Source organism: Erwinia sp. 1181_3, assembly GCF_052824965.1.
On sequence record NZ_VTDE01000013.1, the window covers coordinates 105,655 to 119,795 of the forward strand.

A 14,141-nucleotide genomic window follows, 5' to 3' on the forward strand; every position below is an offset into this window, starting at 1 on the left:
AAACCCGCTTACGCGCTGGTTTTACCGGACAGGAGGTCGAGAACTTCCTGCACACTGGTCGTGGTCGCCAGACGGGCGATCACGCTGTCATCATCCAGCGCATTAGTCAGGCTGGTAATAACCTGAATGTGCTCGTTATTACGTGCTGCGATACCAATCACCAGACGCGCGATATCATCCGGCTCTTCGCCGAAGTGAACCCCTGCCGGGTACTGACAGAAGACCACGCCAGTTTTCAGCACACGGTCTTTTGCTTCCACGGTGCCGTGCGGCACGGCGATGGATTCACCGAGGTAAGTCGGTGTCAGCTTTTCACGTTCCAGCATTGCGGCAACGTATTCCGGCTCAACGTAGCCGCCTTTCACCAACTGCTCACCGGCAAAGCGAATGGCCTGCTCTTTATTGTCCGCATGGTTACCCAGGAACACATTGCTGGCGCTCAGTTTGAACAGGTGATCCTGGCCTTCGTCAAAGCTGTCGCTCAGCGTGGTGCTCACTTTCTCACGGTGACCCGCGCTGCGCCCGGCTTCCACCAGGCGTGCTGTCAGGTCGTTATACAGGCCGCTGTCGAGGAAGTTGGTCAGCGAGATGTGCTGGGCATGAGGCGCCTGGCGCATCGCTCGTTCGGTCAGATCGCGGTGAGTAATCACCAGGTCGACATCGCCCGGCAGACTGTTAATCGCGGTGTTGGTCACGGAGATGTTGGTCAGCCCTGCATCGTTCACTTTCTTACGCAGCACACCGGCACCCATGGCGCTGGAACCCATACCCGCATCGCATGCAACGATGATTTTACGGACGTGGCTCAGATCGCTATGCAGGCCATCAGCACCGCCAGCAGGGGCAGTTGACTGGCCTTTAGACTGGGCTTTCATTTCCTGTACGCGACGTGATGCGGCTTCGATGTCGTCATCTTCTTTCACTTTGCTGGTTTTCAGCAGAATGGCAGAAACCACGAAGGAGACAGCAAAGGCGGCAAAGATCGCGGCGATGTTCGCGAAGTAAGCCCCTTTTGGCGTCATTGCCAGCACCGCCAGGATGGAACCCGGTGAAGCCGGAGACACCAGGCCGCCGTTCAGCAGAGTCAGGGTGAATACACCGGTCATACCCCCGAGGATCACCGCCAGAATCAGGCGTGGGTTCATCAGCACATACGGGAAGTAGATTTCGTGGATACCACCGAGGAAGTGGATAATGGCAGCGCCACCGGCAGACTGCTTGGCATTACCACGGCCAAAGAACATATAGGCCATCAGTACGCCCATACCTGGGCCCGGGTTCGCTTCGATCAGGAAGAAGATCGACTTACCGGCTTCGCTGGCCTGCTGGATACCCAGTGGCGAGAAGATACCGTGGTTAATGGCGTTATTCAGGAACAGAATTTTTGCCGGTTCCACGAAGATCGAGGTCAGTGGCAGCAGGTTGTTCTGCACCATCAGATTCACGCCTGCGGCGAGAATATGGGACAGACCTTCTACCAGTGGACCAATTGCCAGGAATGCGAGGATAGCCAACAGCATGCCGATGATACCGGCAGAGAAGTTGTTCACCAGCATTTCAAAGCCGCTTTTGATTTTACCGTCAACCTGGCGGTCGAAGGTTTTAATCGCCCAGCCGCCCAGAGGACCTGCAATCATTGAACCGAGGAACATTGGCATGTCCGCACCCACAATCACGCCCATGGTGGTAATAGCACCTACCACACCGCCGCGATCGCCGCCGACCAGACGACCCCCTGTAAAGCCGATCAGCAGTGGCAACAGGTAGGTAATCATTGGGCCAACCAGTTTCGCCAGTGTTTCGTTTGGCAGCCATCCGGTAGGAATAAACAGTGCGGTGATAATACCCCAGGCGATAAACGCCCCGATGTTTGGCATTACCATGTTGCTCAGAAAGCGACCAAAGTTCTGAACCTTGATCTTGATATCTGATGAGGACATAAAAAACACCCCTTATTGGTACGCGCCGCCAAATAAGAGAGCGCGTTGAATTTTTGTTTTAGACCCGACAGTGGGAAGCCGTCAGTATCACTGTATGCAGGCGGACTCTATCACGCGAATATGACGCTGCGTAGCTGTCGGGATAAGTGTGATGTAGATCACTATGTTAGGTGGGGTGCATGGGTTGTTTTAGTGATAACGATCACATTTAAGGAGTGTATGAAAAGGACGGTGGCGAATATTTAAACAATAACAACCGCGTGATGTGATGTGTATCACAAATGTATGTTGTTTGTTTGTTTTTGATTTGTGATGTTGATCACAAATTATTTGAGGGCTGAATGCGTGCGATCACACTTCTTCTGCCCGTCGAAACATGAGATGAGTCTTATGTAAGAAAGTGACAGGTGAGAGGGGAAGGAACATCAGAGCTGACGATTGTCAGCTCTGATGCAGAATTTACTGGAAATTGCCCTTCAGCGCGGCTTGCGCCTGGGTCAACGCCTGGGCATTGGTGCTCAGATTGCTCATCAGCGTATTGTACTGCGTGGCCTGAGGCTGGGTCGGGAACTGGATCGCAGAACCGTTAAAACTGACGTTTGCGCCCTGCTGTTGCAGGAAGTCACCGGTCTGTACCGCATCCTGGCTCAGGGTTTGTAACGCGGGCAGCAGCGGTGCCAGTGTTGCAGCAGGTTGAGTGACCACTTTGTTAAACACATTGTCGTACACGGTTTTTAAATCTTCCGGCTGTTTCAGTGCCGCCTTGCTGCTGTCGGCCTGCATTTTCGCGGACTGAATCTGCTGGGTCAGTACCCCAAGAGAACCGCTCACCTGGCGCAGGGCATCACGGCGTGTCAGGTAATCCTGCGGAGTGTGGATGGCTGAAAGCTCATCAACCACCGGTTTCAGCCCGGAATCCACGGCACGATTTACCTGCTGAGAAAAACCATAAAGAATCGCGTAATCGCTGACGAAGGGACCAAATTTCTGCTTCTGATCTTCACTCAGGCTGGGCAGATGTTCGCCGCTGCGCATAACGGTGTTTTGCAGGAAATCGATAAACGCTTTACGTTGATCGGCTTCGTTATCGCCACAGCCAGTGAGTTGTAACACCATAAACAGCGCCATAACGGGCACCAGCAGACGCGTCAAGATGCGTGATGATCCTGTCATCATAAGAAATTAACTCCTGTTAACAAATACTTATCGGTTTTATTCAAACTACAAATGTTGGGTAAAGAATAGTCGAAATCACTTTTGATGGATAGCGATGTCTGTGTAACTTATTTTTGCGTGGCATTTGTGAGGCAGGTTGCAAAGCAAGATCGAAAAATAAACAAAAAATATGATCCCGATCTCGCAAAATGATCTCATACTTATGATCCTGGCGTTTCCCTGTGCTGCCCCAAAAAGCGTCCCAGTGGCTGATGTATGCCAGCATTGAGAACCTGGATTTAAGGTTCTTTCCCTCTGGTTGTTCACGTTTAGTGAGTTTTCGAGGAGTGCTTATGGAGACTAAAGATCCCATGTCCGAACTGCTTTCCAGTCTGGAGCAGATTGTTATGACCCGCCCTATGATGCATGTCATTCCGGCCCTGAAGAGTGATGTGGCGCAGCCCGAGCCAAAGCGAGTTCGGGAAATTACCGGCATGCAGATTGATGAATTTGCTCAGGCGTTAGGTGTCAGTGTTTCTTCAGTGAAAAACTGGGAAGCCAAAAAAACCAAACCCTCAGGCAGTGCGCAAAAATTAATGCAGTTGATACACTCGAATCCATGTCTCAGCAGACAGCTGCTGGACTGACCGAAAAAACCCGCCATCAGGCGGGTTCTTGTTTTTAGGGTAATGACTATTTTCCGGCTTTCATATCAATCACAAAGCGGTACTTCACATCCCCTTTCAGCATCCGTTCAAATGCCTGCTCAACCTCATCGAGACGAATCACTTCCACATCGGACACGATATTGTGCTGACCACAGAAATCCAGCATCTCCTGCGTCTCTTTGATGCTGCCGATAGAGGTCCCGGAAATGCTCAGGCGTTTGAAAACGATAGGCGTAACGTCCGGCGACGTGTGCGGTGAGTCAGGAATACCGACCAGCACCAGATGACCATTGGTTTTCAGCGCGCTGAGGTACGGGTCAAGATCGTGCGGGGCGGCAACGCAGTCCAGGATCATATCCAGGCTGTTTTTCACCCCGGCCATTTGCTCCGCATCTTTCGAAACCACAACCTGGCTGGCGCCGAGGCGCAGTGCATCGGCCCCTTTGGCAGGGGAGGTGGTAAACAGAACCACTTCCGCGCCCAGCGCAGCAGCCAGTTTCACCGCCATATGGCCGAGGCCACCCAGGCCAATGACGCCGACGCGCTGGCCTGCCTGAATGTTCCAGTGCTTGAGCGGTGACCAGGTGGTGACGCCCGCGCACAGCAGGGGGGCCACGGCGCTGAGTTCCAGATTTTCCGGCACGGCCACCACAAACTTGCTGTCGACCACGATGCTGTCGGAGTAACCCCCAAAGGTTTTGCCGCCGATCACTTTCTCGTCGCTGTTGTAGGTCGCGGTGAAGCCTTCTTCGCAGTACTGCTCTTCACCCTCGTGGCACTGGGCGCAGTGGCCGCAGGAGTCGACCATCACGCCAACGCCGACCAGATCCCCGGCTTTAAACGCGCTGACCGCGCTGCCGGTGCTGACCACGCGGCCAACGATTTCGTGGCCTGGCACCAGCGGGAACTGGCTGACGCCCCATTCGTTACGCGCCATATGCAGGTCGGAATGGCAGACACCACAGTAGTGGATATCGATGTGGATATCGTTAGCCTGGAGTTCTCGGCGGGTAAATTCGAAGGGTTCCAGCGGGGTGTTTGCTGCTTTGGCAGCGAATCCATAGGATTGCATGATGTCTCAACCTGGTTGGCGAAAACCGCACAGGGTAAGGAAATGGGGGGAGGAGGGCAAGGCGGAATTGTAAAGCGGGATGTCGACGAGCGAAAAATACGGCGGGTGCAAACTATCGGCACGGGGCGACCGGAAAAAATGGTCGCCCCTACGGTTCGGAGCAACCTGGATCCCGTAGGGGCGGACACCTGTTTCGGTCCGCCCTTAACAGCATCACATTACTGCAGCAGAGAGATATCCGCTACCTGCAGGAACAGCTCGCGCAGTTTCGCCAGCAGCGTCAGACGGTTGATACGCACTTCTTTCTCTTCGGCATTGACCATCACCTTGTCAAAGAAGTTGTCCACCGCTTCACGCAGCTGTGCCAGCTCAATCAGAGCATCCTGGTAGCGTCCTTCCGCGAAGAACGGCTGCAGTTTGCTGCTCAGCGCCGACACGTAGGTCGCCAGCTTGATCTCTTCATTCTCTTTCAGCAGTGACGCCTGCACGCTGTCGTTCAGCGGTTCAGTCGCTTTAGCGAGAATGTTGGAGACGCGCTTGTTGGCACCTGCCAGGCTGGCTGCCTGCTCCAGCGTACGGAAGTGAGATACTGCCTTCATACGCGCATCGAAGTCGGCCGGACGCGTTGGACGACGTGCCAGTACCGCCTGAATGGTATCGACGCTGTGGCCTTCTTCCTGGTACCAGGTACGGAAGCGACCCAGCATAAAGTCGATCACTTCATCCACTGCTTTAGCGTTAGACAGCTTGCTGCCATACAGGCGCACGGCTTCTTCTGTCAGGGTTTGCAGATCGAGCGGCAGGTTCTTCTCAACGATGATACGCAGCACGCCCAGCGCAGCACGACGCAGAGCAAACGGGTCTTTATCGCCTTTCGGATGCTGACCAATACCGAAGATACCCGCCAGGGTATCCATCTTGTCAGCGATAGCCAGCGCACAGGCAACCGGGTTGGACGGCAGCTGATCGCCGGCAAAGCGCGGCTGATACTGCTCGTTCAGCGCCACGGCCACGTCTTCGGCTTCGCCATCATGACGCGCGTAGTGCATCCCCATCACACCCTGGGTGTCGGTGAACTCAAACACCATATTGGTCATCAGGTCGCACTTGGACAGCAGGCCTGCACGGGTCGCGTGATTAACATCCGCACCGATCTGCGCAGCAATCCAGCCTGCCAGCGCCTGAATGCGGTCGGTTTTATCACGCAGCGATCCCAGCTCTTTCTGGAACAGCACGGTTTCCAGACGCGGCAGGTTATCTTCCAGGCGACGTTTACGGTCGCTGTTAAAGAAGAACTCGGCGTCAGCGAGACGTGGACGCACCACTTTCTCGTTACCGGAGATAATCTGCTGCGGATCTTTCGATTCGATATTGGTCACGAAGATAAAGTTCGGCAGCAGCTTGCCCGCGTTGTCGTACACCGGGAAGTACTTCTGATCGCCCTTCATGGTGTAGACCAGCGCTTCTGCCGGTACCGCGAGGAACTTCTCTTCAAACTTCGCCGTCAACACCACCGGCCACTCGACCAGGGAAGTGACTTCTTCCAGCAGACTGTCGCTCAGATCGGCAATGCCGCCAATTTTTGCCGCAGCGGCTTCAGCATCGGCTTTGATGGTGGCTTTACGCACGGCGTAATCCGCCTGCACCTTGCCGCGCTCCAGCAGGATCTGCGGATACTGGTCAGCGTTATCAATGGTGAACTCAGGCTCGCCCATAAAGCGGTGACCGCGAATGATACGTGCAGAGTCGATACCCAGAATTTTTGCCGGGATCAGCTCATCACCCAACAGCAGCGTGACGGTATGCACCGGGCGCACGAACTGCACCTCGGACGCGCCCCAGCGCATCAGTTTCGGGATCGGCAGCTTCGCCAGGGAGGTGGCGATCATCGCGGGCAGCAGGGCCTGGGCACTTTCGCCAGTGACCTGAGCGCGATACAGCAGCCATTCACCTTTATCGGTGCTCAGACGCTCGGCCTGATCAACGGTGATGCCGCAGCCACGTGCCCAGCCTTCAGCGGCTTTGCTCGGGACGCCATTGGCATCAAAAGCGGCCTGAATGGCCGGGCCACGTTTTTCCACTTCGCGATCGGGCTGCGCAGCGGCCAGATTCGCCACTTTCAGTGCCAGACGGCGCGGCGCGGCAAACCAGCTGACTTCGCCGTGGGCCAGGCCAGCGGCATCCAGTTCAGCGGTAAAATTGGCGGCAAAGGATTCTGCCAGGCTGCGCAGTGCTTTTGGTGGCAGCTCTTCGGTGCCGATCTCCACCAGGAAGGTTTTTTCAGTCATGGCTGCCTCTTATTTCTTGTTATTGCACATCGGGAAGCCCAGTGCCTCGCGGGAGGCATAGTAAGCTTCAGCCACGGCTTTCGTCAGGGTGCGGATGCGCAGAATATAGCGCTGACGCTCGGTGACGGAGATCGCTTTACGCGCATCCAGCAGGTTAAAGCTGTGTGCGGCTTTCAGAATACGTTCGTAGGCAGGCAGCGGCAGGGGTTTTTCCAACGCCAGCAGGCTCTGCGCTTCCTTCTCGTACTGCTCGAAGCAGGTAAACAGGAAGTCGACGTCAGCGTATTCGAAGTTATAGGTGGACTGCTCCACTTCGTTCTGGTGGAACACATCGCCGTAGGTGGTTTTCCCCAACGGACCGTCGCTCCAGACCAGATCGTAAACGCTGTCCACGCCCTGGATGTACATCGCCAGGCGCTCAAGACCGTAGGTGATCTCACCGGTAACCGGTTTACATTCCAGGCCGCCAACCTGCTGGAAGTAGGTGAACTGCGTCACTTCCATACCGTTCAGCCACACTTCCCAGCCCAGACCCCAGGCACCCAGCGTTGGGTTTTCCCAGTTATCTTCCACAAAGCGGATGTCGTGGATGGTTGGGTCCATGCCCAGCTCTTTCAGGGAGCCGAGGTACAGCTCCTGAATATTGTCGGGTGAAGGTTTGATGATCACCTGGAACTGGTAATAGTGCTGAAGTCGGTTCGGGTTCTCACCGTAGCGGCCATCGGTCGGGCGACGTGAAGGCTGCACATAGGCAACGGCCGTCGGCTCCGGACCCAGCGCACGCAGGCAGGTCATTGGGTGAGAAGTACCAGCGCCCACTTCCATATCCAGAGGTTGGATGATGGTGCAGCCCTGGCGTGCCCAGTAATCCTGTAAGGTCAGGATCAGCCCCTGAAAGGTCTTGGTATCAAACTTTTGCATTTGGATTCGCACGCGATACGAGTGGTGATAAAAAGTGGGCGTCAGTATACCCTTTGACCGTACCTATTACCAAAATGCCGTGAGGGGGGATTCAGGAATTTTTGTCGCCTCCACCACATAATCCCTTCATCCTGGTCCTATTTTTCCCCTCTCCGGTTGTTGAAGCGCAGCGACCTGGCTACCCTCTTTCTCGCATTAATGCAGATTTTGCCGGGAACAGAGGATGAAATGTCGCAAAAGATTGGATGGATAGAGAATTTACGCGCAGTTGCCTGCCTGATGGTGATTATGATCCACACCACCACCTGGTATGTGACCACCGGGATGTCGGTGGGTGAGCACAGCTGGGATCTCTCCAACCTGCTTAATTCGGCTTCACGCGTCTGCGTGCCGATCTTCTTTATGATTTCTGGTTATCTGTTCTTTGGCGAACGCAGCGCCCAGGGGCGGCATTTCCTGCGCATCGTGCTGTGCCTGCTGTTCTACAGCACGGTGGCGTTGATCTACATCACGCTGCTGACACCGATAAATGAAGCGATGTCTGTGAAGCATCTGCTGCAAAAGCCGGTGTTCTATCACCTGTGGTTCTTCTTCGCGATTATCGTTATTTATCTGCTGTCACCGTTGATCCAGGTGAAGCCGGTGCGGGCGGGTTATCTGGCCGTGGTGACGTTGGTGATAGCGCTGCTGGCTAACCCCAACACCGTCGACAGCTCTATTGCGCGCTTCCACTGGCTGCCGATCAATCTGTATATCAACGGTGATACAATTTATTACCTGCTGTACGCCCTGTTTGGCCGGGCGATTGGGATGATGGAAACGCAAAAACGCGGCGTCTCCTGGCTGGCGGGTGGGGTGTTTGTGGCCTGTGTGCTGATGATTGCCTTTGGCACCAAACGGCAGTTCGCGATCAATGGGGCTTTTGCCGATACCTGGTATCTTTACTGCGGCCCTGCGGTATTTTTCGCCACCGTCAGCCTGTTGGTGCTGTTTAAAAACACCCTTAACGACCACGTTAACCCGTTCTTTGCCCTGATTTCCCGCTGTTCACTGCCGATTTACGGCTTCCATGCGCTGTTTATTCACTTTATGCGCACCCACGACCTGGATAACACCGACCATCCGCTGATCGATATCCCGCTGATATTCGGCATTACCCTGGCAGGCAGCCTGCTGCTGGCACTCGGCTTGCAGAAGCTGGATAAACGCCACCTGGTTAGCTGACTTTTTTCCCCTGCTCCGGGGCGTTTTTCAGCGGACGAAGACGGCGGATGCGTGGATTAAGGATCACTCCGGGCATGCGTACCAGCCTGCGGCGGTTAGGGTTAGGCAGCGGGCGCTCGTGCCACAGTTTGAGCAGAATCACCGTCAGCGCCAGCAGGGAGGTAATGCCGTTGGCGACCATCACTGGCACATCGTTCATCCGGTGGCCGTACCACGTCCAGCAGGAAACGCCAAAGAACAGCGCTGCCCACATCCCCAGTGACAGGCCGCTGGTATCCTTATTTTTCACGATATGCAGCACCTGCAGGCAGAACGAGCCGGTCGTCACCCAGGCCGCCAGCGTACCCAGCCAGACCGGCCACGGCGACAAAAAGTAAATCGACAGCAGTGCCAGCGCCACGGTAGCGGCAACAATTAACAGGTTCTTCATAATGATGTGCCTCGTATTTTGTTAAGCCGGAATCGCCTCTTATGGTAGCTAAATCGGTTTAGCTTTTAGGGCGAAAAAGGGCGAATGTTACGAGTAACACTAGCACAAACGTTGAGCAAATTGAAATCGGGTGGGGTGCTCACTGGTAAGAGTGAGCAGAACGGCCTTTTTTCTGACGACGATTATTTCAGGGTTTTATCACCCTCCTTTTTCACGCCTGCCAGCGCTGTAGCGCACGGCGAAGCTGGCGCGAGGAAGAGAACCCGGCCGACAGTGCTGCGCGTTCATTGCCTTCGCCCTGTTGCAGACGCTGTTGGGCAATCGTCAGCCGCAGCTGTTCGTGATAGTCACGTACGCTGATGCCCAGATGCTGGCGGAACAGACGCGTCAGATGGCGTGCGCTGACGTGCACTTTGGCGGCAATATCCTCCAACGGCCACTCCTGCTCCGGTTGCAGGGTCAGCAGATCCTGCGCACGGTGGATCGCCGGATGGATATGGTTGCGATAGCGCAGCCAGGGCGACAACTGCGGATCTTCCCCCGAACGCCGGAAATAGACCACCATTTCACGTGCCACATCCATCGCCGTCTGCGCGCCGCACAGGCGGTTAATCAGATGCAGTGACAGATCGATCCCGGCGGTAATCCCTGCGCTGGTCCAGATCCCGCGATCTTCAACGAAAATGCGGTTTTCTTTCACGATCGCTCCCGGTTCAGCCACTTTCAGTCGCTCGATCACCTCATGATGAGTCGTGCACTGCACGCCGTTCATCAGCCCGGCTTTTGCCGCCAGCAGTGACCCGGAACAGACGCAGACTAAGGTCACCTCGCGGGCATGAATGGCGGGCTGAATGCGCATCAGCCAGTTGCGGGCTGCCACCGCCTGCGGCGTGTCGAACCACACTTTTGAGTCACTGACGCCGGGGATCACCAGCAGGCTCCCGGCGGGCAATGCCTCCGGCAGCGGTTCAATGCGGCTGATAACCATCTCTGTGGAGGTGAGAACGCTCTCATCCGGGCCGATATAGCGCAGTGAAAACGCATTCCCCGCCAGCTTCAGCGTTTCCGCCGGACCGGTGAGGTCCAGCGTCATCACACCGGGCAGGGTTAAAAACCACACCGGGGTTGTCATGTTATGCAAGCTCCTGCAGGAGGCCCTCAACGGTACGGATATCGGCAAAACGATTGATCAGCACGCTTTCGGTACGGTGACGTAAATCGGCAATGCTCAGGGTAATCCCATCATGGGTAATTGGGAAGGTCAGCGTCGCTTCCGTCACATAGGTCACGTGGTAGCCGAAGTCCGACGCCACGCGGGCGGTGGTTTCACAGCACTGCTCAGAGCGCAGGCCGGTGATAATCACGTGCTTCACCGCGTTCTGCTCCAGCCACTGCTGCAGGCCCGATTCCGTCAGGGCGTTGTGCACTTTCTTACGGAAGCTGGCGACCGGTTCGTGATCCAGGAACGGCAGACGCACCACCAGACCGGATTCCGGCGCAAAGGCACCTTCACTTTCCACATGGAATACATCTACTACCGGAATGCCCTTCGCCTGGCAGCCCGCGACCAGCGTGCTTAACGCTTTTTCGAATGCCGGGGTTTCCGGGGCTTCATTGTAGCCACGCTCATAGAAGGATTGCTGCGCATCAATCACTAACAGTACGGTATCGGTCATTTCTGGACTCCTGCTGAATGGGATTAATGCTATGATGGACGGGATTAGGCAAGGAAAGAAGACCAAAAACGGACAGCTTACTGTCGGTGGCGGACATCAGTGAAACAATGCTAAAAACCGGAGTTTATTTGTGGTCATTGGCGATGCTATACTCAGCGCCTCTGCAGTAAGGGAAGATCGTCGTCTCCGGTGAGGCGGCTGGACTTCAAATCCAGTTGGGGCCGCGAGCGGTCCCGGGCAGGTTCGACTCCTGTGATCTTCCGCCAAACATTGCCTCTCATACTCTCCTGAATTCAATAAATCCCCCTTCATTGCTGGTTATTTACATTGTTGGTGTCTTTGCAAGTCAACCAGTAAATATCATGCTACCGCACGTACCAAGACACTATCTCGCCGGGCTGAGTTCATGGCTTATCTCTAATGGATACTACTGACTTTCCAGAACATGGTGAAAGCTGAAAGCAGGATTTATCAGTAACAGTCGATTTTTTGAGTAAAGAGATCCCGCCCCGATCTCTGGCATACTAAACAACTCAAACGCGCTAAATCAGACCAAGCGGAGGCAACATGACAAAGGAACACATTATTAAGTCCCCGGCAGGCGAGTTTGTCATGTTTGCCAGCAGTGATGGGAGTGTGCGCGTCGAATGTCGATTTGAACAAGAGACGCTGTGGCTTTCGCAAGCAGCTATCGCCGATCTCTATCAGGTTACACCTCAAGCCATTACGCAGCATATCAAGGCCATTTACGAAGAAGGCGAACTTGAACAAAACGCAACCTGTAAGTCTTACTTACAAGTTCAAAAAGAAGGCGCTCGTCAGGTAAGCCGCAATACGCTTCACTCTCTTTGTCGAATATCTGGCTGATGCTGCCGTTGGCGTTCTCCGCGTCGCGGCTGAGCAGGGTGCCGCTGTCGTGGCCGTCTTTATTGACGCCCGCCAGCAGGGTGTTGGCCATAAAGGGCCGCTGGATGGAGACGTTTGTGTTTGATACCGGTAAGCTGGCGATTATCACCGTGAAGCATGGGCGCATGGTGATTGAACTGGATATTAATATCTGAACAGCAGACAAAATCCCAGCCAAACGGCTGGGATTTTCAGGGTTAATGAGAATCTGCTTGCGGCTTTTTACGGGCTTTGCGTTCATCCAGTTTGGCGAAAAGCCATGAACGCGAACCTCCTGCAACCCCTGCAATAACGCTTACAACTATAATATCGATGATTACTTTTCTGGTTAAAATTACCTTGCCATCAAAAATTAAATCAATAGCAGCATTAGCTATAAAAAAGAAAATAAAACAACAAAAAGTAAGATAAAAAATACTTAAAAATAAAAGTGTTAAAGTTATCTTATGCCTTTTTTTATTTACTAGCATTATTAGTATCCTTTTCATTAATTTTATCTTTCACTTGATTACCAATAAACTCTCCCCCAACAGAACCAATAAAATCACTTACAAAACCAGAACCTCTGCGTGCCCGCTGGTGATGCTCAGGTTGTTGTACGGTTAAACTTTCCTTAGGGGGGCCTGGGATGATGAGGGCGCTATGCCAGGTGTGCGGTAAGCTGTACGCCCGTAAGCAGCGGTAGATTGCCGAGTTTATCCTGGTAATTGTGGGCCGCCGAAGCGGGCGATTAAGGTGTAACTGACTGGTTATCAGGTAAAATCCCAACCGTAGAGGTTGGGATTACTATTTTATTACGGGGCTTAGGGGGGAGGTGGCTTCTCTTTCGACATAAGGCACTGCCCTACACCGATAATAATTCCGCATCCAACTGATATTTCAGTTCCTCTGATTAGGTCATTTCGATCAAAATCAAAATCACCCACTAAAAAATAGGATGCTAGAGATATAAGCAACCGACCACCTACAAGAGTAATGAAAAGGCCAGCTGTCCATGAAGTGACCAATACTATTAAGAGTTTAATTTTCTTATTTTGCATCATTTTTTTTCTCCAATTTCTGCTGAACTTTTTCGGTCAGATTCTGTGCGGAACTTCCAAGGTATTCAGAACCAGCAGATTCAGCTACAGCTCCTGTGAGTTTAGGTATAGCAAACTGAGGTATTGTAGTTTGCAGTCGCTCCACACCTTTTCCTATAGTGGCACCGCCAAGGGTTCCCAAGCCTGCACCGATCATCGGGGCTGTAGCATCTTTCCCCTGTAACTTAGCACCTACATATGCACCGGTAATGCTTGCAGTTTCAGTTAACCAGAGCCCTTTACCTTGGGTTAATCCACTGATACCAGTGGCTATAAGCGCATCAGTAGCACTGAATGCCTCCCCGCTGTTCAGTTGATTAAACACGTTAGCCGATCCACCGATTGAGCCCGCACCGATAACACTTCCCACCGTTGCTGTAGCTGGCAACAGAACAGGTACCACAATCGTGGTTGCACCTGCACCCCACGCCGTTAATAACCCGGTAGCTGGGTTCTGTCCAGCAGGTAAATCACCCTGTGCCAGCTTATCCAGCCCGGCCTGTTTCTGCTCCAGCGTCAGATTGTTATCCTGGGCATACTGATCCCATGAGGCAACCGCCTGACCGTAGCTCATCAGACCGCCCGGCAGGCTCATGTCGTTATTCTCCGCCGTCGTCTTCCCTGCCTGCGCCGCATAAACCGCACTTTCGGTACTGTCTCCGATCAGGCCACCAGCCAGCCCGGATGACAGGGTTGCCAGAGCGCTCAGGGTCTGTTTCTGCGTTTCGGTCAGGTCAGCAGCCGGGGTATCACCGTACAGCTGGTCCTTCAGTATCCCCGCG

The 14,141-nt window shown here is 54.0% G+C and carries 12 protein-coding genes, 1 tRNA gene and 1 pseudogene; 4 read left to right on the forward strand and 10 right to left on the reverse strand.

Annotation, left to right across the window (positions count from 1 at the left end):
- Positions 1 to 8: 8 nt before the first annotated feature.
- Positions 9 to 1,940, reverse strand: coding sequence for a PTS mannitol transporter subunit IICBA (locus FY046_RS21350; RefSeq protein WP_159338258.1), 1,932 nt, complete (start codon positions 1,938 to 1,940; stop codon positions 9 to 11).
- Between the two features lie 459 nt (positions 1,941 to 2,399).
- Positions 2,400 to 3,116, reverse strand: a complete 717-nt coding sequence (locus tag FY046_RS21355) for a DUF3053 domain-containing protein (RefSeq protein WP_133844721.1) — start codon at positions 3,114 to 3,116, stop codon at positions 2,400 to 2,402.
- Between the two features lie 332 nt (positions 3,117 to 3,448).
- Between FY046_RS21355 and FY046_RS21360 the strand changes: the two genes are divergently transcribed.
- Complete coding sequence (locus tag FY046_RS21360) at positions 3,449 to 3,742, forward strand: HTH-type transcriptional regulator (protein WP_167863220.1); 294 nt, start codon at positions 3,449 to 3,451, stop codon at positions 3,740 to 3,742.
- Between the two features lie 46 nt (positions 3,743 to 3,788).
- Here the strand turns inward: FY046_RS21360 and FY046_RS21365 are convergent, their stop codons facing one another.
- The 3 genes from FY046_RS21365 to glyQ all read right to left on the reverse strand — a co-directional run bounded on the left by FY046_RS21365 (position 3,789) and on the right by glyQ (position 8,044).
- Positions 3,789 to 4,835, reverse strand: a complete 1,047-nt coding sequence (locus tag FY046_RS21365) for an NAD(P)-dependent alcohol dehydrogenase (protein WP_159338257.1) — start codon at positions 4,833 to 4,835, stop codon at positions 3,789 to 3,791.
- Between the two features lie 218 nt (positions 4,836 to 5,053).
- Entirely contained in the window at positions 5,054 to 7,123 is a 2,070-nt protein-coding gene (gene glyS, locus FY046_RS21370) for a glycine--tRNA ligase subunit beta (protein WP_133844715.1), read from the reverse strand.
- A 9-nt stretch (positions 7,124 to 7,132) separates the two neighbouring features.
- Positions 7,133 to 8,044, reverse strand: a complete 912-nt coding sequence (gene glyQ, locus FY046_RS21375; protein ID WP_012443081.1) for a glycine--tRNA ligase subunit alpha — start codon at positions 8,042 to 8,044, stop codon at positions 7,133 to 7,135.
- A 228-nt stretch (positions 8,045 to 8,272) separates the two neighbouring features.
- Between glyQ and FY046_RS21380 the strand changes: the two genes are divergently transcribed.
- On the forward strand, positions 8,273 to 9,268 hold the full coding sequence (locus tag FY046_RS21380; RefSeq protein ID WP_446186464.1) for an acyltransferase: 996 nt from the start codon (positions 8,273 to 8,275) through the stop codon (positions 9,266 to 9,268).
- On the opposite strand, the gene FY046_RS21385 is transcribed toward FY046_RS21380, so the two are convergent.
- The 3 genes from FY046_RS21385 to FY046_RS21395 form a co-directional block, all read right to left on the reverse strand.
- Entirely contained in the window at positions 9,261 to 9,698 is a 438-nt protein-coding gene (locus FY046_RS21385; RefSeq protein WP_133844711.1) for a SemiSWEET family sugar transporter, read from the reverse strand. The genes FY046_RS21380 and FY046_RS21385 overlap by 8 nt on opposite strands.
- Positions 9,699 to 9,909: 211 nt before the next feature.
- Positions 9,910 to 10,830, reverse strand: coding sequence for a GlxA family transcriptional regulator (locus FY046_RS21390; protein WP_167863219.1), 921 nt, complete (start codon positions 10,828 to 10,830; stop codon positions 9,910 to 9,912).
- A gap of 1 nt (position 10,831) precedes the next feature.
- A complete protein-coding gene (locus FY046_RS21395) occupies positions 10,832 to 11,374 on the reverse strand; it encodes an isochorismatase family protein (RefSeq protein ID WP_159338253.1) in 543 nt (180 codons plus the stop codon).
- Positions 11,375 to 11,545: 171 nt separating this feature from the next.
- On the opposite strand from FY046_RS21395, the gene FY046_RS21400 reads away from it, so the two are divergent.
- Together FY046_RS21400 and FY046_RS21405 are read left to right on the forward strand one after the other, a co-directional pair.
- Positions 11,546 to 11,640 (forward strand) — tRNA-Sec (locus tag FY046_RS21400).
- A gap of 301 nt (positions 11,641 to 11,941) precedes the next feature.
- Positions 11,942 to 12,217 (forward strand): annotated as a pseudogene (locus tag FY046_RS21405) (DNA-binding protein); the annotation flags it as partial.
- Positions 12,218 to 12,477: 260 nt separating this feature from the next.
- On the opposite strand, the gene FY046_RS21410 reads toward FY046_RS21405, so the two are convergent.
- Together FY046_RS21410 and FY046_RS21415 are read right to left on the reverse strand one after the other, a co-directional pair.
- The gene (locus tag FY046_RS21410; protein WP_446186465.1) at positions 12,478 to 12,750 is read right to left on the reverse strand and encodes a hypothetical protein; all 273 of its coding nucleotides are present in this window, start codon (positions 12,748 to 12,750) and stop codon (positions 12,478 to 12,480) included.
- A 559-nt stretch (positions 12,751 to 13,309) separates the two neighbouring features.
- On the reverse strand, positions 13,310 to 14,141 hold an 832-nt coding region (locus FY046_RS21415), incomplete at its 5' end, for a VENN motif pre-toxin domain-containing protein (RefSeq protein ID WP_446186466.1).